17 protein-coding genes and 3 pseudogenes are annotated in these 21,739 nt (G+C 43.6%); 10 read left to right on the top strand and 10 right to left on the bottom strand.

Annotated features, from left to right (window positions below):
* Positions 1-275, top strand: a pseudogene (locus IM473_RS11605) (Uma2 family endonuclease); the annotation flags it as partial.
* A gap of 116 nt (positions 276-391) precedes the next feature.
* The gene (locus IM473_RS11600; protein ID WP_287658206.1) at positions 392-1,822 is read left to right on the top strand and encodes a carotenoid oxygenase family protein; all 1,431 of its coding nucleotides are present in this window, start codon (positions 392-394) and stop codon (positions 1,820-1,822) included.
* Between the two features lie 24 nt (positions 1,823-1,846).
* On the opposite strand, the gene IM473_RS11595 is transcribed toward IM473_RS11600, so the two are convergent.
* A complete protein-coding gene (locus IM473_RS11595) occupies positions 1,847-2,734 on the bottom strand; it encodes a glutaminase (protein WP_287658205.1) in 888 nt (295 codons plus the stop codon).
* 11 nt (positions 2,735-2,745) lie between these two features.
* Between IM473_RS11595 and IM473_RS11590 the strand changes: the two genes are divergently transcribed.
* Positions 2,746-3,966: a molybdopterin molybdotransferase MoeA gene (locus IM473_RS11590; protein WP_287658204.1), complete on the top strand. Its 1,221-nt coding sequence runs from the start codon at positions 2,746-2,748 to the stop codon at positions 3,964-3,966.
* 73 nt (positions 3,967-4,039) lie between these two features.
* Here the strand turns inward: IM473_RS11590 and fabD are convergent, their stop codons facing one another.
* The 3 genes from fabD to plsX form a co-directional block, all read right to left on the bottom strand.
* Entirely contained in the window at positions 4,040-4,966 is a 927-nt protein-coding gene (fabD, locus tag IM473_RS11585; protein ID WP_287658203.1) for an ACP S-malonyltransferase, read from the bottom strand.
* A 138-nt stretch (positions 4,967-5,104) separates the two neighbouring features.
* A complete protein-coding gene (locus IM473_RS11580; RefSeq protein WP_287658202.1) occupies positions 5,105-6,106 on the bottom strand; it encodes a beta-ketoacyl-ACP synthase 3 in 1,002 nt (333 codons plus the stop codon).
* A 55-nt stretch (positions 6,107-6,161) separates the two neighbouring features.
* Positions 6,162-7,217, bottom strand: a complete 1,056-nt coding sequence (gene plsX / locus IM473_RS11575) for a phosphate acyltransferase PlsX (RefSeq protein WP_271947527.1) — start codon at positions 7,215-7,217, stop codon at positions 6,162-6,164.
* Positions 7,218-7,366: 149 nt separating this feature from the next.
* Between plsX and IM473_RS11570 the strand changes: the two genes are divergently transcribed.
* On the top strand, positions 7,367-8,659 hold the full coding sequence (locus tag IM473_RS11570) for a D-alanyl-D-alanine carboxypeptidase (RefSeq protein ID WP_287658201.1): 1,293 nt from the start codon (positions 7,367-7,369) through the stop codon (positions 8,657-8,659).
* 507 nt (positions 8,660-9,166) lie between these two features.
* On the opposite strand, the gene argC is transcribed toward IM473_RS11570, so the two are convergent.
* The 3 genes from argC to IM473_RS11550 all read right to left on the bottom strand — a co-directional run bounded on the left by argC (position 9,167) and on the right by IM473_RS11550 (position 11,842).
* Positions 9,167-10,228, bottom strand: a complete 1,062-nt coding sequence (argC, locus tag IM473_RS11560) for an N-acetyl-gamma-glutamyl-phosphate reductase (protein ID WP_287658200.1) — start codon at positions 10,226-10,228, stop codon at positions 9,167-9,169.
* A 274-nt stretch (positions 10,229-10,502) separates the two neighbouring features.
* Positions 10,503-10,766 carry a DUF3146 family protein gene (locus IM473_RS11555; protein WP_004268973.1) on the bottom strand — a complete coding sequence of 88 codons (264 nt, stop codon included), beginning with the start codon at positions 10,764-10,766 and terminating at the stop codon, positions 10,503-10,505.
* 86 nt (positions 10,767-10,852) lie between these two features.
* Positions 10,853-11,842 (bottom strand): DUF389 domain-containing protein, encoded by a 990-nt coding sequence (locus IM473_RS11550; protein ID WP_287658199.1) that lies wholly within the window; start codon positions 11,840-11,842, stop codon positions 10,853-10,855.
* Positions 11,843-11,964: 122 nt separating this feature from the next.
* On the opposite strand from IM473_RS11550, the pseudogene IM473_RS11545 reads away from it, so the two are divergent.
* A pseudogene (locus IM473_RS11545) lies at positions 11,965-12,207 on the top strand (hypothetical protein); the annotation flags it as partial.
* On the opposite strand, the pseudogene IM473_RS11540 reads toward IM473_RS11545, so the two are convergent.
* A pseudogene (locus tag IM473_RS11540) lies at positions 12,201-12,630 on the bottom strand (reverse transcriptase N-terminal domain-containing protein); the annotation flags it as partial. The pseudogenes IM473_RS11545 and IM473_RS11540 overlap by 7 nt on opposite strands.
* Before the next feature lie 1,380 nt (positions 12,631-14,010).
* Here IM473_RS11540 and cpcB point away from each other — a divergent pair.
* The 5 genes from cpcB (at position 14,011) to IM473_RS11515 (ending at position 18,763) form a co-directional block, all read left to right on the top strand.
* The gene (cpcB, locus tag IM473_RS11535) at positions 14,011-14,529 is read left to right on the top strand and encodes a C-phycocyanin subunit beta (RefSeq protein WP_004268967.1); all 519 of its coding nucleotides are present in this window, start codon (positions 14,011-14,013) and stop codon (positions 14,527-14,529) included.
* A gap of 66 nt (positions 14,530-14,595) precedes the next feature.
* A complete protein-coding gene (gene cpcA / locus IM473_RS11530) occupies positions 14,596-15,084 on the top strand; it encodes a C-phycocyanin subunit alpha (protein WP_004268966.1) in 489 nt (162 codons plus the stop codon).
* Positions 15,085-15,260: 176 nt separating this feature from the next.
* The gene (locus IM473_RS11525; protein ID WP_002749927.1) at positions 15,261-16,139 is read left to right on the top strand and encodes a phycobilisome linker polypeptide; all 879 of its coding nucleotides are present in this window, start codon (positions 15,261-15,263) and stop codon (positions 16,137-16,139) included.
* 137 nt (positions 16,140-16,276) lie between these two features.
* Positions 16,277-17,953 carry a bifunctional 3,4-dihydroxy-2-butanone-4-phosphate synthase/GTP cyclohydrolase II gene (gene ribBA, locus IM473_RS11520; protein ID WP_287658198.1) on the top strand — a complete coding sequence of 559 codons (1,677 nt, stop codon included), beginning with the start codon at positions 16,277-16,279 and terminating at the stop codon, positions 17,951-17,953.
* Between the two features lie 66 nt (positions 17,954-18,019).
* Positions 18,020-18,763 (top strand): Uma2 family endonuclease, encoded by a 744-nt coding sequence (locus IM473_RS11515; RefSeq protein ID WP_287658197.1) that lies wholly within the window; start codon positions 18,020-18,022, stop codon positions 18,761-18,763.
* A gap of 57 nt (positions 18,764-18,820) precedes the next feature.
* Here IM473_RS11515 and IM473_RS11510 read toward each other — a convergent pair whose 3' ends face one another.
* The gene (locus IM473_RS11510) at positions 18,821-19,879 is read right to left on the bottom strand and encodes a D-alanine--D-alanine ligase family protein (RefSeq protein WP_002749933.1); all 1,059 of its coding nucleotides are present in this window, start codon (positions 19,877-19,879) and stop codon (positions 18,821-18,823) included.
* 635 nt (positions 19,880-20,514) lie between these two features.
* A complete protein-coding gene (locus tag IM473_RS11505) occupies positions 20,515-21,465 on the bottom strand; it encodes a hypothetical protein (RefSeq protein WP_287658196.1) in 951 nt (316 codons plus the stop codon).
* Between the last annotated feature and the right edge of the window lie 274 nt (positions 21,466-21,739).

Below are 21,739 nucleotides of genomic sequence, written 5' to 3'. Positions count from 1 at the left end.
TAAGATCTATACCTGAGATTAAGGGATGGGTTAGTCCTCGGTTAAATATCCGATTTGAATTGACAGAAAAGGAGTTAGAAATTTATAGTTTAGATGGTCAGAAATTTTTGACTTCTATCGAGTTATCTCAAAAAGCTGAACAAGCAAGTTTACAATTAGAACAAGAGCGTCTTAAAGCTGAACAAGCAAGTTTACAGTTAGAACAAGAGCGTCTTAAAGCTGGACGTTTAGCTGAATATATCCGTTCTCTGGGAATTGATCCCGATACTTTATAATGATATAATTGATGGGTTGTGACGAATACTAACTAACTGGTAAACTGCCTAAGTTATCGTCATTGAACCTAGCCTAGGGCTATACTTAACTATGTAATCAGTAAAAAAACAAATCTATGAAAGCTTGGGCAAAATCTTTAGAAAAACCAGCAGTGGAATTTTCTGAAACGCAATTAACCTTATTATCGGGGAAAATTCCCGAGGGATTGCGGGGGAGTCTCTATCGCAATGGTCCGGGGAGATTAGAAAGAGGTAAGCAGAAAGTTGGTCATTGGTTTGACGGAGATGGGGCAGTTTTAGCTGTACATTTTCATGATAAGGGAGCCAGTGCCACCTATCGTTATGTTCAGACTGCTGGTTATCAGCAAGAAAGCGCCGCTAATCAATATTTATTTCCTAATTATGGCATGAATGCCCCCGGCTTCTTTTGGAATAATTGGGGAAAAGAGGTAAAAAATGCCGCTAATACCTCGGTGTTAGCTTTACCCGATAAATTATTAGCTCTCTGGGAAGGGGGTTTTCCCCATAAATTAGATTTACAATCTTTAGAAACCCTAGGTTTAGATAATTTATCTAGCTTACAAGCAAAGGAAACTTTTTCCGCTCATCCTAAAGTAGATTTGTCCAGAGGAGAGATTTTTAATTTCGGGGTGACAATCAGTGCCAAAGTTAGTTTAAATCTCTATAAGTCTGACTCCACTGGTCAAATTATCCAGAAAAACACTTTTGATTTAGATAGATTGTCGCTGCTGCATGACTTTGTTTTAGCGGGACAGTATCTCGTCTTTTTTGTCCCACCGATAAAAGCGGATAAGTTATCGATACTGTTGGGATTTAAAACTTTTAGTGATGCCATGCAGTGGCAGCCAGAATTAGGAACAAGAATACTAATTTTTGAGCGAGATTCTCTGCAATTAGTCAGTGAAAGTGTTACAGATTCATGGTTTCAATGGCACTTCGCTAATGGTTGTGTGAATGACCAAGGCAATCTTGAAATTGTTTTTGTCCGTTATGATGACTTTAAGACTAATCAATTTTTAAAGGAAGTTGCCACGGGTAAAACCGAAACCTTAGCCATCGGACAATTAGCAAGTGTCACCATCAATCCCCTATCAGCAAAGGTAATTAATCAGGAAATTCTCTCGGATTTAAGCTGTGATTTTCCTGTGGTTTCCCCGCAACTGGTGGGACAAAAATGGCAAAATACTTTTTTAGCTGTCCATCGTCCCGATAGCGATATTCGTCAGCAAATTATCGGACTTCCCGCTTGTTATAATCACTCCACAGGTAAGTTAACTATTGCTTATCTAGAAAATAACTGTTATGGCAGTGAACCGATTTTTGTCTGCGATGGTTTATCTCCAGAAACGGGATGGTTAATCGTCGTGGTTTACGACGGCAATAATCACAGCAGCCAAGTGAGAATCTATGATAGTCAGCAGTTAGAAAAAGAACCCCTTTGTTGCCTGCAATTACCCAGTGTTATCCCTCCCGGTTTTCACGGTACTTGGCAAGAAAAATCAGAAAAAGTATCGGTGTTTTTTTGAGGAATTAAAGCTTATTTTCCTAGATTAAATTTCCTTGACAAAATGACTTATATGTGTTAGTAAATTAAGTCCTAAAATTGAATTACCTTGCTCATTTAACAGAGGACTATAACAAGCGATCGCTCCCTGTTCTGGTACAATTGACAATAGAGCCCCACTGACTCCCGATTTAGTGGGAAAACCCACCTCAAGGGCGAATTGTTGGGAAGCTTCATAGAGTCCACAATTAGTCATAATTTCTAGAATAATTTCACGAAAAGGAGTAGCTAAAATCAACTTACCTAAATTAGCAAGATCGGCAATTTTTCCAGATAAACAACAGATTCGATTGTAGGTTTCTAGGGCTAAATAACGATAACTAATATAACCATTTTTTTCTAATTCTAAGCTTAAAGCTTGATTGTGTGCATTAGGATAGGAGTGAACAGAATCAAGCACAGAGTGATCAAGAAATAATTGACAATTACCCATTTCATTTAACCATAAAAGCAAATTTTCACAGCGAGATTCTGGCGTTTCCCCTGCTAATAAATCCGCCAAGGCTATCGCACCACTGTTAATCATAGGATTACGGGGAAAACCGCGATCCTCTTGCAGTTGAGTTAAAGAATTAAAAGGATAACTAGAAGCTTGTTTTCCCACGCGACGAAAAACAGCATCTTCCCCTAAATGAGTTAAAAGATATAATAACAAAAAAGGTTTAATCACACTCATCAAAGGAAAAGTTACAGTTTCATCTCCCCAAGACAAAATCTCCCCCTCAAGACAGTGAATCTGAAGAGCGAAAACCTCGGGATGAACTCGGTTCAAAACCGGTATATAATAGGGAGTCTGACCCTTAGTATCCGATAAATGCACTTCCCCGAGCCAAGCTTGTATATCTTCCACCCTTAATCTAGCTAATCGGTTCATTTTTTTAATCCATGTACTCAGTCAAAGAAGCAGAATCGATAATTCTAACTCAAATTCAACCCCAACAGCAAACAGAAAAAGTTTCTCTAGGGGCAGCTTTTGGGCGCATTTTAGCCGAAGATATCAGCAGTGATTTAGACTTTCCCTATTGGGATAATTCTGCTATGGATGGCTATGCTGTCCGCTACGAAGATGTCAAAGACACTAACCCAGACAATCCCGTTACTTTAAAGATTATCGCCGAAATTCCCGCCGGCAAAGCCCCCGAAAAAATTATTCAACAGGGAGAAACAGCCCGGATTTTTACCGGAGCGATGTTACCCGCCGGCAGTGATACGATTATTATGCAGGAAAATACTCAAAAAAAAGGCGAGCGAGTGGCGATTCTTATCCCTCCCGAAAAAATAGGTCTTTTCGTGCGTCAACGCGGCACATTCTATCGAGCGGGAAATACCTTATTAAAAGCTGGTATTGCCATTAATTCCCCAGAAATAGCAGTTTTAGCCACAGCACAAGCTACCGAATTAACAGTGTTTTCCCGTCCCCAAGTGGCAATTTTCTCCACGGGAGATGAATTAATTAATCCCGATGAAACCCTCCAAAAAGGTCAAATTATTGACTCAAATCGCTACGCTTTAACCGCATTTGTCGCCAGTTTAGGCGCAATTCCCAGACCTTTAGGTATAATCAAAGATAATCCCGATCTTCTCAGAGAAACTATCAGAAAAGCCATTAATTCTAGTGCTATCGTCCTTTCCACTGGAGGTGTTTCTGTGGGAGATTACGATTATATCGAGGGAATTTTAGGGGAATTAGGGGGAGAAATTCTGATTGGCAGCGTTGCTATTCAACCGGGTAAACCCTTAACCTTTGCTACTTTTCCTAACGGTTGTATTTACTTTGGTATCCCTGGTAATCCCGTCTCTGCTTTAGTTTCCTGTTGGCGCTTCGTACAAATGGCCATTAAAAAATTATCGGGATTGACAGATTATCAGAACAAATTTCTGCGAGTTGTCACCCGCGATACTCTCAAATCTAATGGACAAAGAGAAGTTTATCTCTGGGGAAAAATAGAAATTATCGAGGGAGTTTATCAATTTAAACTTGCTTCTGGACAACACAATTCGGCTAATTTAATTAATTTAGCGGGTACTAATGCTTTAGCCATAATTCCCCAGGGTAAAACTACTATACAAGCAGGAGAAACAGTAGAAGTTATGATAGTTTCCTAAAAAAATACCTAACCAAATTTTTGGCTAGGTATCGATCAATTTACTTCCTTTGTCGAAAATGTTGCCAGATAATTTAACCAACACCAATTAATGAACCCTGCAATTTAGTACCATCGCTACTTTTGCATATATCGGCTAATTGACTAATATTTTCTAACTCAATTGCGGGAGTAGTTCGTTTAATTAAACCAGTTAAAACTTTACCCGGACCGACTTCGATCGCTTTTTCCACACCCACATCTGGCAATTTTAACATAATTTCTCGCCAGCGAACCGAGCTAGTCATCTGCTGAATGAGATAACTTTTTAATTCCTCCGCATCGGTGATCGGTTGGCTAGGATTAACATTAGAAATAACGGGAACTTTTGCAGACCGAAAATTAACTAATTCTAAAATCTGCTGAAATTGAATAGCGGCATTTTCCATCAAGGGAGAGTGAAAAGCACCGGATACTTTTAATGGCATAACCCGCTTAACTTTCACTTGACCTAATACCAAATCCACCGCTTCAGGAGTCCCAGAAATCACCACTTGTTCGGCACTATTATCATTAGCAATAACTACATTTTCCGTCTGATTAATCACTGTCTCTAGACTGGTGCGATCAAATTTCATTAAGGCGGCCATTTTACCACCTTCGGCCGCATCCATCAAACGGGAACGGTTTTGAACTAGATTTAATCCTGTTTCAAAATTAAACACCCTGGCCGCATACAAAGCCGAATATTCACCAAGACTATGACCGGCAACTAGATCGGGAAAATGACCTTTTTCTTGCAACAAATCCGCTAAAATACTCTCCACCACAAATAAACAAGGTTGGGTATAAAGAGTACGAGATAGGGTTTCTTCATCCCCTTGACATTTTTCCAGGACTGACCAACCGAGGATTTTTGCTGCTATTTCTAATCTCTCTTGGCCAAGCGCACTTTCCGCTAAATCTCCAATCATTCCTAACGCTTGCGATCCTTGTCCCGGGAATATCCACGCTGTTTTCATAAGTTCTTAAAATAGATAGATAGATGTGTTTGGGTCAGTTATCAGTTATCAGTTATCAGTTATCAGATGTGAGTTTTTAGTTTACTGTTTACTGTTTACTGGTTACTGGTTACTGGTTACTGGTTACTGATCACTGAATTAATCTCCCCAACGGAAGATAATCCCACCCCAAGTTAAACCAGCACCAAAGCCGGAAGAAGCAATAATATCACCTTTTTTGACCTTACCACTCCTGACAGCTTCATCGAGGGCTAGAGGAATTGATGCTGCGGAAGTGTTGCCATACTCGCTGAGATTGCTGATCACTTTTTCCGGAGGCAGTTTCAGGCGCTCGCTCACCGCGTCCATAATTCTTTGATTAGCTTGGTGCAAAACTAGCCAATCGATATCACTGGTGGTTAAATTAGCCCGATACAGAGCTTTTTCGATGACCTCTGGCACTTTCGCCACGGCAAAACGATAGACTTCCCGTCCGTTCATCGTTAGGGGCTTATAGGTCCCTTTTTGAACCCTTACCCCCTCCTTAAGGGGTAATTCTTCCCCCTGATAGGCGAGATTAAGAGAACCATTCTGGCTGCCGTCGCTATGGAGTTCAAAACCGAGAATGTTATCTTTTGTATCATTTGCTTGACAAACCACCGCCCCTGCCCCATCCCCGAAGAGGACACAGGTAGCGCGATCATTCCAATCCACCCAACGGGAGAGAACATCAGCCCCGATAACTAAGACATTGCGGTAAGTACCAGTACGGATAAACTGAGTGGCGGTGACTAATGCCACCAGAAAACCCGAACAGGCGGCGGTGAGATCAAAAGCGATCGCCCGATTGGCCCCGATCTGACTTTGAACTTGGGCAGCACTACCGAACAGATCATCGGGGGTAGAAGTAGCCAAGAGAATCAGATCGATGTCCCTAGGCGACACCTGAGCCATTTCTAGAGCCTTAATCGCCGCTTGGGCCGCTAGTTGGCTCAAAGACACCGATTGATCCGCTAAATGGCGTTTACCGATGCCTGTACGACTTTTAATCCACTCGTCGGAAGTCTCGACAATTTGGCTGAGTTCTTCATTACTAAGAAATTGCCCTGGTGTGGCCGATCCACAACCAGTCATGACGACGGCTGCCCCGAATCCGTTCAAAATATTCCCCCTTTTTCAGTTATCAGTGATCAGTTATCAGTTATCAGTTGACGGCTTAATCTTCACCGTTCACCGACAACTTTTTTAATTGATGATGGTGGTCATTGTAGGCTTGAATGCGCTCAGAAACGCGATTATCGACGGCATTTTTCGCCTGTCGGATGGCGTTAAAAATTGAAGGCGCTTGGGAACTGCCGTGACTGATCACACAGACCCCATCGACTCCAAATAACAGCGCACCGCCGTGTTCTGCATGATCCATGCGTTGTTTAATCTGTTTAAGATTGGGTTTAATTAAAGCCGTCCCGACTTTACCCTGTATCCCCCTAGGTAATTCCTCTTTGAGAATTTGTAGGATAACTCCTCCCACCGCTTCGGCAAATTTTAACAGGACATTACCGACAAAACCATCGCAGACGATCACATCAAATTGTCCCGATAGCACATCCCGGCCTTCAGCATTGCCGATAAAGGGAATTTGCTGGTTATTTTCTAATAATTCGTAGGTTTTTAGGGCGAGATCGTTACCTTTGCTGGGTTCTTCGCCGATATTGAGTAAACCGACTTTCGGATCTTCAACCCCCATAACGTATTTACTGTAAATTGTTCCCATTAGGGCAAACTGCTCTAAATATTTGGGTTTACAGTCCACATTCGCCCCGACATCGAGGATAATAACTGATTTACCCGCCAACATCGTCGGCAGCACCGCACCGATCGCTGGGCGATCGATTCCTTTTAAACGACCCAAACGCAGTAACGCCGCCGCCATGGCTGCCCCGGAGTGACCAGCGGCCACCACTGCATCGGCGCGATTTTGTTTGACTAAATCCATGGCCACATTAATCGAGGCCGCTGGTTTGCGACGGATAGCGGTGATCGGCTCTTCGTCCATAGCCACCACTTCCTCTGCGTGGACGATCGTGAGATTCTTGGGACGGGGATGATGCTGGAAATAAGCCTCAATCCGTTCAGAATCGCCGACTAATAATACTTCTACATCTAATTCTTCGGAAGCTCGCATCGATCCCGCGATAATCTCGTTGGGAGCGTAGTCACCTCCCATCGCATCTACCGCGATTCTTGCCCGATTTAATGCCGTTTCTGCCATTGAGTCAGTGGGATAGAAATCTTTAATAAGTTGAGCGGCAGCTCTTGACAAAAGCTGGCCGATCGAGGATTAGTGTTTTCTGATCGAGCAATTGTTAAAAATTACCAATCATTTCTATACAATAAGGCATCATTGCGATTAAGGAAAAGATGTTCTCAGTTTTTAATTTGGCAGTTTTCGGCTTTCTCTTCGGTTGGTTGGGGGGGCAATCCCAACCGATCGCCAATATTCCCCTAATTTCTTGGCAAAATCAACCTATTTTCCACCTTCCCACCGCTCCCGATCCCCTGGTGGCGGCGATCGTGGCCGATTATCTGCAAGACTTGACGAAAAAAGGTTTAAACTCTAGTCAACAACGGGTCTTAATTGAGACGGAATGGGCTGATTTAGCTGATCATCAGGGTAATCTGCCCGCTTCGGGGGCCTCTTTAACTAAAATCGCCACTACTCTCGCCGCCGTGGAAACCTGGTCTCTCGATCATCGTTTTGCTACTCGTTTTTACAGCACGGGAGAGGTAAAAAACGGGGTGTTAGAGGGAGATTTAATTATTGAAGGGGAAGGGGATCCTCTCTTTGTCTGGGAAGAAGCGATCGCAGTGGGCAATGGCCTCGATCAATTAGGCATCCGTCAGGTCAAAGGCGATCTGATCATTACAGGTCAATTCGCCATGAATTTTCAAACCGATCCCCTCAAAGCGGGAGAATTGCTAAAAATTGGGCTTGATCAATCGAAATGGTCAAAAGAAACCCAAAAAGCTTTTCAGAGCCTTCCTAGCGGCACACAAGCCCCACAGGTGAAGATTTTGGGCATGGTTCGAGCCAGTCAAATTCGCCCCGAAAATGCCCGATTATTATTGCGTCATCAGTCCTTAACTTTAACGGAACTGTTGCGTCAGATGAATATTTATAGTAATAACGTCATGTCAGAAATGTTAGCGGAACTGCTCGGCGGCCCCGCGGCAGTGGACGCAATTAATACTAAAATTACTGGGGTAGGAGCGGAGGAAATTCAATTAATTAATGGTTCGGGATTGGGGGTAGAAAATCGCTTGTCTCCCCGGGCAGTTATTGAGATTCTCAAAGCATTGGATCGCAAGTTAGCCAATCAACCGATCAAAGTAGCTGATTTATTTCCGGTGGGGGGACGCGATACCAAAGGAACTATGCAGTGGCGGGCCATTCCCAAAGGAGTGGTGATTAAAACTGGAACTTTGGCCCAAGTTAGCGCCTTAGCCGGAGAAATTCCCACCCAAGAAAGGGGTAAAGTTTGGTTTGTGATTATGAATGCCGGTAGTGGCAATATCGAGGGATTCAGAAATCAGCAGGACCGGGTGTTACAAGCTTTAGATCAACACTGGCAAATTCTCCCGGAAGCTACTAAAGGATCGATTCCTGAAAGGGCCTTTTTAGGTGATCCCAGTCGGATAAGTCAGGGTTTCTAAGGGGTTAGATATCAACTTGACAATCAAATTTAGTTTGGTGGTGAGGAACTTTAGCAAGGTCTTATATTCACTTTTGCCGATAAACTGACTACTTTTCTGCCATTTTCTCCTTGTCTTTGCTGCCAATCGGTAAACATCGCATCTCAATCATAGTGACAAAATTTTGCCGGTTTTTCCCGAAATTGAGCAAAGGATGCGTGGTTAAACGGGGTGCATCTCACATTTGCAGAAATACCGACAATCAGCAATTATCAGTGACTCTTAAAATAATTACAAATGTATCAGCAGCTGCGTGTAAGCATCCCACCGAAAAACTAATGCGCGGGGGGTTTGGGGGCGGCGCCACGCCCCCGACGGGGGGTTTGGGGGTAGAACCCCCCAAAGGCTTGGATTGAGTGGTAAAATCGGAAGTAATGACCAATTTTAGCCGATAGTTTCCCTTTAAAAATCCCAACTCAGTAGATTTCCCAAAATGAGATGTACTCGGTTAAACGCATCCTGGAATTTTTAAGGATAAAAACACATTTGCGGCAAAGCAAGGGATTCTTCCCAACCCATCATGAGATTGAGACATTGTACCGCTTGTCCCGATTGTCCCTTAACTAAATTATCGATCGCTGACATCACTATCACTCGATCGGTTCTCGGATCCACTTCAATACCGAGATAACATAAATTAGTACCACAGGCCCACTTAGTTTGTGGATAGACTCCCCCTGGTAGGATTTTGACAAAGGGAGAAGCGCGATAAAAAGCATTGTAGATAGTGATTAAATCATCCCGCACCAGATTGGGATCCCGCAAAGTTGCATAGACTGTGGACAGGATACCCCGAACCATGGGCATTAAATGGGGAGTGAACTGAACGCGCACCTCATGACCGGCTAAATCACCGCAAATCTGCTCAATTTCGGGAGTATGACGGTGTTTTCCCGCTACATTATAGGCCCCGATCGAACTATCTGCTTCTGCCAATAACATATTAATCTTAGCTTGTCTTCCCCCTCCCGAAGTTCCTGATTTGGCATCAATAATCGTGGTTTCCGGGATAATTAAACCCTGTTTTAACAGGGGAGAAATCGCCATTAAACTAGCAGTAGGATAACATCCGGGGCAACCGATCAAAGAGGCATTTTTAATATCTTCCCGATAAAGTTCCGGTAAACCGTACACAGCCGTAGATGCGATCGCTTGATCCTGACGTTCCTTGCCATACCATTTACTATAGGTTTCTAGGCTAGTAAAACGATAATCTGCTGACAGATCCAACACTTTACACCCTTTAGCGAGCAAAGGAGGGGCTAAATCACAGGCTAAACCATTGGGTAAACCCAAGAAAACCACTTGACAACGGGAGGCAATTATGTCTAAATCGATCGCCTCCACATTAAGATTAATACTATGACCGAGATGGGGATATAAATCACTGTAGGGTTTCCCCGCACTACTATCGCCCCCCAGATAGACTAATTCTACTAAGGGATGTTCTTTGAGCAAACGTACCAACTGTACGCCACCATATCCGGAAGCGCCGACAATACCCACTGAAACCTTCTGTCCTTGAGTCATTTCCCTTATTCCTAAAAATTCTTATCGTTAATATAACGCTTTAGTATGGCTGAATTTTAGCCTAACCGACAGGATTTAAATCAAAAAACTTCCTATAAAAATCTAGTATCTCGGCCGGGTTGTCCATAAACCGTCAATTTCTCTTGATCAATAGGCTGTTATCTTAATGATGAGGTACAAAGTTTTCCTTTGAGGGAATCTGTCATCGGGAGATGAGGCCAAATTAGGTTAAACTTCATCCTCCGGAGAAAAGCTGTGATTTAATCCCCCATCTTTACAATTTTGATCGCACCGTAAATTCATAATCTCCTCCCGGTTCTAACTGATAATCGTAGCGTTCTAAAAACCGATTCAAGGGTTCAAAAATCAAAGCCCTACCTAGGGAAGGTTGTACTAATAACTTACCTTGAAGAAAATGCCATTGAAACCGCCATTGATATTCTTCCGTCCGCACTTCCCCCTCTAATTTCCCCGTTTGCCAAGATTGCTTAATTATCCGCACATAAGCCGTGCTTTCTGGTCGATTGCCGCTACTCACCTGAACCCTACCTATAGATTAAATATCAAACATTAAGATAGCGAATTAATCCTTGTTTGTCATTACTTGCGCTAATTTTATCGACTTTATTCTGGGGCAGTGACTTCATTAACCTTAGAAACCAAGACATTTAATTGAAAAGGTCGCCCCATTTCCTTAGTAATGAATTCTTCCAACAATTCTACCTGTCTGGGGGTAATACTTTCCGCAGTTCTTACTACTAATCTCACCCGGGGAGGTTGCTTGAGCCAATTAATCGAAGATTCCAATAATTCTGCCCGTTGAAAAGTAATCGTTCGTTGGAATAAAGCTTTTTTAATCAACCTTTCTAAGCGAGCTTGATTGGCCAGAGTTGCAAAACTTATTCCTAAGGGAATTAGCAAAACTGCTGTCAGGATAGAAGTCAAAATTAGAGCGTTACGCGCCCGATGAAAATTAGAATAACCTGCCAGCAAAAAGACCAACAAACAGGAGAGAGCAATGCCTAATAAATTGGTAATATATAACAGAGTTGCCCCCAAACTTAGGACCCAATTGCCTTGGGATAATCCTAAACCAATCGTACAAACTGGCGGCATTAAAGCCACGGCGATTGCTGTTCCCGCTAAAGTACCTGAAATTTTCGGTTCTATTTTGGCATAACCACTGATTGCGCCCGCCGTAATTGCTACTCCTAAATCTAAAAGATTCGGTTGAGAACGGGCTTGAATTTCACTACCAAATTCAGAAATTCCTATCAATAATCCTAGCAAACAAGCTATCGCTAAAGCGATGATCGTACCGACTAAAATCGCGAGGGCTGACTTACGAATTAATCGCCAACTGCCAATTAAACCACCAAAAGCTAGACTACGAATCGGCAACATCAAAGGGGCAATAATCATCGCACCAATAATCACGGCCGCACTATTGGCGACTAAGCCAAAGGTAGCGATCGCACAAGAACTAACAATCAAAGCTAGATAGGGAAAATCGAGGGACGCTTCTAACCATAAATCGCGCCACATAGTCCGCGATTGTTGCCAGGTTAAGGGTTTTCTTGAGAACCACGAGTAGGGCCGTTCTTTTCTCGTCATGGGGCTGAGGAAGATTGACTTTTCTTTTACTTATAGCTTTTTTTGTCTAATCAATATATATTTGTATCATTTTCTTTAACTAATCTTACCGTTTTTTTCTTCGCCTCGATTGATGAAACCTCCTGCCCGCTGCCGACCGCCGACCGCCTTCGTTAACGCCCCTAGGCCAAGTAGAAATTAGCAAAGAAATTACCGACGAAACCCGACAGATTGATCTATTTTTTTCGCCTCATCCAGAGGGGCAAATAACTGTCGATAATCTAGGATTATTAGGTCAAATTGCCCTAAATAGCACTCTCCTAGAACCCGATCGTAATTCTCCCACTCGTGCCGATGTGCGTAATTGTCTCTCGAAATTAACCTCAGCATCTAACACAAAGTAATTACTAAGACGGATACTTGTGTAGATTCTGGCAATTGAATCATGGGCAGACCTTCCCGGTCGGAAACCGTAACTGGTTCCTTCCATTCTTGATTCCCATTCTGGTTCGAGTGCCGATTTAATCAACGCTTGTCTAGCTCTGTCCTTAATGGTTGGTATTCCTAATGGGCGTTTTTCATCCCTTCCTGGTTTAGGAATCCATACCCTCCTTAGCGGTTTTGCTTTAAGTGTTCCTTTTTCCTTGATTATCTTGGGTGACTTTTCTTACCGCTAAAAGACGAGCGTAGTATGATTTCACTAATAGATGTTGCCACCTTCTAACCTTTGCATCCTGTCCCGATTTAGCCGCTTGGAATATTCTCTTTTGGAGCTTGAAAACGTATCTTTGGACTTTCGCCCAATTGATAGCCTTCCATACATTCGTAGTCTTAGTGGTTTCCGGTTTCCCGAATCCTTTACTTTCTCAAGGGTTTCGTCATATAGACTCCTACTAAACTCTATCCTTACAGACAAACCGTAACCCGTCAGCGTATCCTGACTATTACCGTCAGTCGTTGGCTTTTGGTTACATCTCACACCCTTGAAGGCTTGCGCTTACACTTATCACTACTGGGTTTTTCGACCAATATCCCAGAGCCTAAAAGGGTTTATTCCGTTCCGTTTATATGGGCGTTCCATCTTTAGATTTGTCCTCTCCATCGGGGTACTTTTAAAGGTCTGTGTAAGTGAAAATCCAATTTCCTTACTTTTCCCCTTGATTCTTTTTGAACGCAGTGTGTCAACCTATTTCACTGCTGATAATTAACGATGGTTCAGGTCGGACATTCAGAACCGAGCCTAATCTTGGATGGTTGGCAGTGGTCTCGATTCTGGTGTTAGGTTACACCTCGGAGCCTTCCGTTCCCCGCTTCAATTCCAGAGTTGTGATTTCTGAAACTGGGGGTGGCCATCGCCGTTACTCTCAACTTGTAACGATTATTACAAGTGTATTGACCTTGAGTTCCCTTGCCTAATTTGGTATCGGGTGATACTAAACGTCGGGACAGATAAACAGTTATAAGGTTGGTCAAGGTTGACCTTTTAGATTCAGTCAAGGGACTGAAGACCTTACTAGGCGGTTATTTCGGGTATTCCAACCCTATTTCATGCCTAAACGTTTTGCACACTGATTTCTAGTTTAAGGTCAGGAGCCGGTCGTCGGTCGTCAGGAGACAGCTTTTTATTGATTCTCCCCACTCCCCCACTTCATAATTCATAATTCATAATTCCCACACCCCTCTCCCTTCTTTACAAAACTTCATCGTAATTTGAGGGCTGGAAAGGGCAATCCTTGGGTAATAGGGGAAGGGAGAACAGGGAAATATTAAAAAAAACTTAAATTTTTTATCTTGCTGGCCTTTATACCCTTAAAGCCTTGCTGTCTCTGATTTCCCGACGGTGAGAGGCTTTGAGCCATGGTCAGGGATTGATGACCAACTTGATCGAGTTATTGTTAAGTGACCGTTACAAAAAGACAGCAAAAAACTTAATAAGATGTAACAAACAAAGTTTCGACAGCAGTGTATAAATTTAATTTGAGGGGCCAAGATAACAGACAAAAGTTAAGCTGGATACTTGTTTAACCTCCTTAGGTGATTTATGAGAGAGCCATGAAGTTTTTTCAGGTTTCTTAAAGTAGGTCGCAACAATCACGGTCAAGGCTCGTCTAGGCTCACCGTGAAATCCCTTAAGAGGGAAAACCTTTTAATTGCAAGCAAATCCCATTTAAATTTAGGAGATTGTCACAATGTTTGACGCATTCACCCGGGTAGTATCCCAAGCTGATGCTCGCGGCGAATATTTAAGCTCTTCCCAACTAGACGCTCTCAGCGCCATGGTTGCCGACAGCAACAAACGGATGGACTCTGTTAACCGGATCACCAGTAACGCTTCCACCATCGTTGCCAACGCCGCTCGTAGCCTGTTCGCTGAACAGCCCCAACTGATCACCCCCGGTGGTAATGCCTACACCAGCCGTCGTATGGCCGCTTGCTTACGCGACATGGAAATCATCTTGCGCTATGTTACCTACGCTACCTTCGCTGGCGACGGCAGTGTTCTCGATGATCGTTGCTTAAATGGTCTTCGCGAAACCTATGTAGCTTTAGGAGTACCCGGAGCTTCCGTAGCTGCTGGCGTAAGCAAAATGAAAGAAGCTGCTTTGTCCATCGCTAACGATCGCAACGGTGTCACCCCCGGCGATTGCAGTGCTTTAATGTCTGAAATTGCCAGCTACTTCGACCGCGCCGCCGCTGCTGTCGCCTAGTCCCTGGGGCTAGTCTCAATTAAACCGTAGGAAACTTATTGCAAGATTATTGGGAGATACCAAACAATGAAAACCCCCCTTACCGAAGCCGTAGCAGCCGCTGATTCTCAAGGTCGTTTCTTAAGCAGCACCGAAATCCAAGTTGCTTTCGGTCGTTTTCGTCAAGCTTCTGCCAGCCTCACCGCCGCTAAAGCTTTAACCGAAAAAGCTAGTTCTTTGATCTCCGGTGCCGCTCAAGCCGTGTACAACAAGTACCCCTACACCACCCAAATGCAAGGGGCTAACTTTGCGGCGGACCAACGCGGTAAAGAGAAATGCGCTCGCGACATCGGTTACTACCTCCGCATGGTGACCTACTGCTTAGTTGCTGGTGGAACCGGTCCGATGGACGAGTACCTCATCGCTGGTATTGACGAAATCAACCGCACCTTCGACCTGTCTCCTAGCTGGTACATCGAAGCTCTCAAATACATCAAAGCCAATCATGGTTTAAGTGGCGACCCCGCAGTAGAAGCCAACTCCTATATCGACTACGCTATCAACGCTCTCAGCTAGTCCGATCAAAAAAACTGCTGGTCTGGAAAGACAGGAGGTTGTTAGCAAAAGGGTTAGCAATCACCTGTTCTTCCAGACCTTGTTATATCCATCGTCAAGGTGGCCAGGTAATCGAACTGATCCTCCCCTAGTTTTGAGCGATCAGAAAATGATCATTTTTTTGTAGGAGAACTTTAGTGGCAATTACTACCTCAGCTTCTCGTTTAGGGACAACCGCTTTTAGCGAGGTTGCTCCCGTGGAATTACGTCCCGATTGGTCCCGTGACGACGCACAGGCGGTTATTCGCGCCGTCTATCGTCAGGTGCTAGGCAATGACTATATCATGCGTTCCGAGCGCCTTACCAGTGCCGAATCCTTACTCTGCAACGGTTCGATCACCGTGCGGGAATTCGTCCGCGCCGTGGCCAAATCGGAACTGTATAAGAACAAATTCTTCTACGGTAACTTCCAAACCCGCGTCATCGAACTTAATATCAAACATCTTTTAGGTCGCGCTCCCTACGATGAGTCGGAAGTGGTCTATCACCTCGATCTCTACGAAAACAAAGGATTCGAGGCCGATATCGACTCCTACATCGATTCCGCCGAATATACCGAAAACTTCGGCGATAGTATTGTTCCCTACTATCGTGGTTTTGCCAGCCAACCTGGTCAAAAAACCGTGGGATTTACCCGGATGTTCCAACTCTATCGCGGTTATGCCAACAGCGATCGCTCGCAGATTGCCGGCAAAACCTCCCGTTTAGCGGTGGAATTAGCCCAAAACGGCGCTTCGGCAGTGGTCGGTCCCTCCGGTGGCAGCGATGGTTGGGCCTATCGTCCCTCCGGTCAACGCAACACCCCCAGCAAAGCTCTTGGTGGTAGTGTGGCCTATGGTGATGTGGGTAAGCTCTATCGCGTGGAAATTGCCGCTATTAGCAAACCGGGTTATCCCCGTGTCCGTCGCAGTAGCAAAGCGATTATCGTCCCCTTTGAACAGTTAAATAACACCCTGCAACAGATCAACCGTCTCGGTGGCAAAGTTGCCAGCATCACCCCCGCTAGTTTGAACTAATTTTCTAGCTTAAGATAACTAAAAGTCTCCCGGGCAGCCGTCAGGTTCACCGGGAGACTTCTTTCTAGGGAACTGGCAGAAATTGACCCTCAGCAGATCGAGCAAACCTGTAGAATGAAAATAGTTCTATCGTTTTAATGCCTGTGACTGTCACTTCGATCGCTTTTGACTCTATCGATACTGCCTTAGCGGAAATCAAAGCCGGACGGGCTATTGTAGTAGTTGATGATGAGAATCGCGAAAATGAAGGAGATCTAATCTGTGCGGCCCAATTTGCCACCCCCGATCTGATTAACTTCATGGCAGTGCAAGCTCGCGGTTTAATCTGTCTGGCAATGACGGGAGAGCGTCTTGATGCTCTCGAATTACCCTTGATGGTGACAAAAAACACCGATAGCAATCAAACCGCTTTTACTGTTAGCATCGATGCTGCTCCCCACTTAGGGGTTAAAACTGGCATTTCGGCGGAAGATCGGGCGAAAACCGTGCAAGTTGCCATTAATCCGGTCACTCGTCCCGACGATCTCACCCGTCCCGGTCATGTCTTCCCGATTCGTGCTAAAGCCGGTGGAGTCTTAAAACGTGCTGGTCATACGGAGGCAGCCGTGGATCTAGCTCGATTAGCCGGGTTGTATCCAGCGGGAGTTATCTGTGAGATCCAAAATCCCGATGGTTCCATGGCCCGTTTACCGCAACTATTTGAATACGCTCGTCAACATAATCTCAAATTAATTAGCATTGCCGATCTGATCGGTTATCGCTTAAAACACGATCGCTTTGTCCATCGGGAAACGGTCTGTGATTTTCCCAGTCAATTCGGCACTTTTCAGCTTTATGCCTACCGAAATTTATTAGATCAAACCGAACACATCGCTATTGTGAAAGGCGATCCCGCTCTCTTTGGTGATCAACCTGTAATGGTACGAATGCACTCAGAATGTCTGACCGGGGATGCTTTGGGATCCTTGCGTTGCGATTGTCGGCAACAGTTACAAGCTGCCCTAAAAATGATCGAAAACAACGGTTTAGGGGTGGTGGTTTACCTGCGACAGGAAGGACGGGGAATTGGCTTAATTAATAAGCTAAAAGCCTATTCTTTACAGGATATAGGATTAGATACGGTGGAAGCCAACGAAAGGTTAGGATTTCCCGCCGATTTGCGCGATTACGGGATGGGAGCGCAAATGCTCAACGATTTGGGGGTGAGAAATATTCGTTTAATTACCAATAATCCGCGTAAAATTGCCGGATTAAAAGGCTATGGTTTGGAAATAGTCGAGCGAGTACCTTTGCTGATCGAGGCTAATGATTATAATTCCAATTATCTAGCCACAAAAGCGGAAAAGCTAGGACATCTATTCTTACAAACCTATCTAGTCACCATCGCTCTCAGTTGGGGGGAAAATCCGCCGTCAATTTCGCAAAGATATCATCAATTGGAGAAATTACGGCAGTTAAGTCGCGCTAATCAATTATCTCTCCAAGAAGAAACCCGACCGGTAGCCAATGCCCTTTTTGATCGCGCCCCTTTGATCGTACATTTAGGTTTAGATATTCGTCAGGGTGTCAGCAGTAATTGGTATAAAAATCCTTCCCATCCTTATCTTCTGGTTATTGACAAGATATTAAATGACATTAAAGATTGGTCGGAAATTGAACGCTTAGAATTTTTAATTTCCGACGGAGACGATTCGATGACGGGATTACAAATGAAACTCGATCGTCAAAAAATGTCCGATGAAGATTTCTCACAATTACCACAATTAGCTACCCAAATTATCTACAGTTTTACTCGTGAGTCAGCCAAAAATTAGTTTTTTATGACCAGAAAAGATCGTAACAGTTATAATTAAACAAAGCTAGTATAACGGGGAAAAACTATGACAACTCTCGACATTTTACCGGAAGTTACCTGTCCCCCCACCGATTTATGGAGTGATGAACCACCCTTGGAAAGTGATTTACATCTACAACAAATTACAATTCTAATCGGTTGTTTAGAAAGGTTATGGCAAGAAAGAACTAATTACTATGCTTCGGGCAATCTTACCATCTACTATAACGAAGAACAACTAAAAAAACGTGATTTTTGTGGTCCTGATTTTTTTGTCGTCTTAGATACGGAAAAACATCCGCGTAAAAGTTGGGTAGTTTGGGGAGAAGGGGGTAAATATCCCAATGTGATCGTCGAGATTCTCTCCGATTCTACGGCCAATATTGACCGAACTAAAAAGAAAATTCTCTATCAAAATACCTTTCGCACTCCTAACTATTTCTGGTTTGATCCTGAAAGTTTAGAACTGCAAGGATTTAGATTAATTGCGGGACAATATCAGGCTATTGCTGCTAATGAAAACGGCTATTTATGGAGTGAACAATTAGAACTATATTTAGGCATATTTGACCGTAAACTGCGTTATTTTACCGTCGATGGTCAATTGGTTCCCACTCCCCAAGAAGCTGAATTAGAGCAAAGACAAGCAAAGGAACAGATTTTTTTAGAAAAGGAACAGGAACGAAAGGCAAAAGAACAGGCTATTTTAGAAAAAGAACAAGCTATCTTGGAAAAGGAAAGATTAGCGGCAAAATTACGAGAATTGGGCATTGATCCCGAAACTATCTAATTGATCAATATCTCTAGTTTAGGTAATTCCTATCCTAGAAATGCTGGTGATTTAACCTTATTTTTCCTGTCTTTCTAAGGCTAATTGTACCAACTTATCGACCAATTTATCAAACTCTAAACCGGTGGCTTTCCAGAGTTGGGGATACATACTAAAATTAGTAAACCCCGGCAGAGTATTAATTTCATTGAGAAACACTTCCCCAGTCTTTTCCACATAGAAAAAATCCACCCGCGACAATCCCGCAGCATCCACAGCTTTAAATGCTTCTACAGCCATTTCTCGCACTTGATTAGCAATTTTATCGGGAATATTTGCGGGAATAACCATACTCGATCGCCCGTCAGTATATTTAGTTTCATAGTCATAAAAATCACTATCAAAAGTAATTTCTCCCACCAAAGAAGCTTGGGGATTATCATTACCTAAAACCGCACATTCGATCTCCCTTGCGGTTACTCCTGCTTCAACAATAATCCGTCGATCATAACTAGCAGCACTATCTAAAGCAGCCTCTAATTCTTGCCGGTTGCGAGCTTTACTAATACCCACCGAAGAACCTAAATTAGCCGGTTTAATAAAACAAGGATAACCTATTTCCTCGGCGATTTGATCGCACAATTGCGGAAAAACACAGGCATTTGACCACACTTGCGAGCGGGTTATGGCCTTATACTTAACTTGGGGTAATCCAGCGGCTGCAAAAGCAGTTTTCATGGCAATTTTATCCATTCCCAAGCATGAACCCAGGACCCCACTACCCACAAAAGCCACCCGCATGAGAGTGAGTAATCCTTGTAAAGTGCCATCTTCTCCATTCGGTCCGTGGAGAATTGGAAACCAGACCTCAATTTCGCTCACTTCCGGGGGAAATTGCCAGATATTGACTTTTATATCACTCTCAATAGCTAGGGGTTGCCCAGAGGTTAAAATTTGTCTAGCAGTTGCTGCCGAATGCCAACAGCCATTTTTATCGATATAGAAGGGGATAACGGCGTATTTGTCAAGATTTTCGGGGTAATTAAAAGCTTGCAGGATCGATCGAGCCGAATTGATAGATACCTCGTGTTCTCCCGATCGACCACCAAACAACAATCCTACCTTGATCTTATCCATATTATCCTCTCTAGACCCAGCTAGATCCTAAATTAGAGTTCAACTATCATATATACTATGGGCGGAGTTGACAATAGTTGCCAATGATTTAGATGCGGCTGTTCCTCGTGAGATAGGAGTTTTGGCAAAACCTCAAGATAAATTAATTATCGCTCATGATGAGATATGGTCGTTCTTTCCCTAAAAAAATGGATAATCACTTTGGAGCTATTCACCCCCCGAAATTGAATGATTATTTAGCTAATTTTTCCAGTTTTTTCTTATACCAATTCTCCAAAGTCTGACTACAGAAGTTTAATCCCCCTAAATCCCCCTTTTTAAGGGGGATTTAGGGGGACTTAAATTCGATATGTAGTTTTCATTTAGAGAAATGATATAAACCTCTCAGCATCTCGCCTATGCCATGAACTTTGCCAACCTCCTGACTGTAGCATTGCCAGTCTGACTGCGTTGGCACTCGCCCTCCCCAACCTCAGAGCCAGATCGCCCAATAAGAAGCGATCGCTTTCCTACCTGTGGTTAAGAGTCCTTACAATGGCACTGCACGCCGCATTAAGTGAAAATAGCCCGATTCGTTGACAAACAACACAATATGCTTATCAGCAAAGAGGAATATCCTATCGTCGATAAATAATCTACCTTGAAGGAATTTCTAACCATAATTCAACAGTTCCCTGACTAGGCTTTTTCCCACGATAAGAAACAAAATCTTTTGGTTCAATATTAGGAACTTGACTAATAGAATATCCGAGATTCCGCAAAGCACGGGTCGCATCTTGGGCGAGACGTTCTGCTTCCACCCTATCTTGAGTGTAGAAGTATCGAACTTGGTGCTTACCAGCAGCTCCACCCTCCCTCTCTTCTCCAGGAACAATATAGTCTGCTTTTTTGAGGGCCTCCGATAGAGCCTTTGCCTGCTCACGTTCCCCCCCTGCGAACTGGAAGAACACCGTTGTCCTTTCACGTTTTTTTGCTAAACTTTGCTCTGCTTTCTGGGTTGCTGAAATCACGGACTGAATAGCAGCTTTCCTTTGCTGGGCAGCCTGTGCTGATTCGCCCCCCGGTTTTTGTACACTAACTGTGACGATAGTATTCAGTTTATCTACCTGTATAGCTAACTCTGTCAGTTGGCGTTGAAGAGACTTTACGCTTGAGGCGGTCGGCTCCAAATCTCTCTCAGTTGAACCTTGTACTGATCTTAAGTTTGTATTCAGTTCTTGTACTCCTACACTCAGTTCTTTCATCAGTTTAATGTTATTGTCCAGGTTCTCAGCTTGCGGCTGGAAGGCATCTAATTGTTTTTTTACCTTTTCCACAATCCCGTTTGCTTGTTTTGCTAAAACTTCCGTCTCTGCAAGCTGCTTATTGATTTGGATTCGTGTTGGTTTAATCTCTTCCTCTAAATTATCTTTGATACCAGACTCAAGATTTTGGAAAATACTCAAGCCGAACAAACCGAGTACACTAATCGCTGTTGTCCCCATAGCTGCATACAATTTCAACAAGTCTGAACGAACTCGCTCCGTCACCCGATCAGCAAGCCGTCGTTCTAAAAGTTCAAGCCGATCCTCATCTAGCTCTTCCATTTTACTTTCTAATATCCACGCAGTTTTTCTATCTATAATATAGCGTTGGTAAATAGTTTTTTTAGACCTTTAAAAAAAATCTTATAGCGTTTCCTAAGCTAGTGAGGTACGCCTATTTTTCTTCCCTTTTGCCGTTCGGACTTCGGCGTGAGACTTCGGACGTTCGGCGAGCTAAGTCGAACGCTGGGCTAACGGCCGAAGCCTTTTGCCCCTTGCCTTTTGCCTAAGAACCATAACTTTTGTACCTCAGCCGACTGAAAAACGCTATAATCTG

Origin of the sequence: Microcystis sp. M015S2 (assembly GCF_020245945.1) — a bacterium.
In the GTDB taxonomy this organism is placed as follows: Bacteria; Cyanobacteriota; Cyanobacteriia; order Cyanobacteriales; family Microcystaceae; genus Microcystis.
The sequence above is the reverse complement of the archived record's forward strand: the minus strand, read 5'-3'. Positions and strand labels throughout refer to the sequence as shown.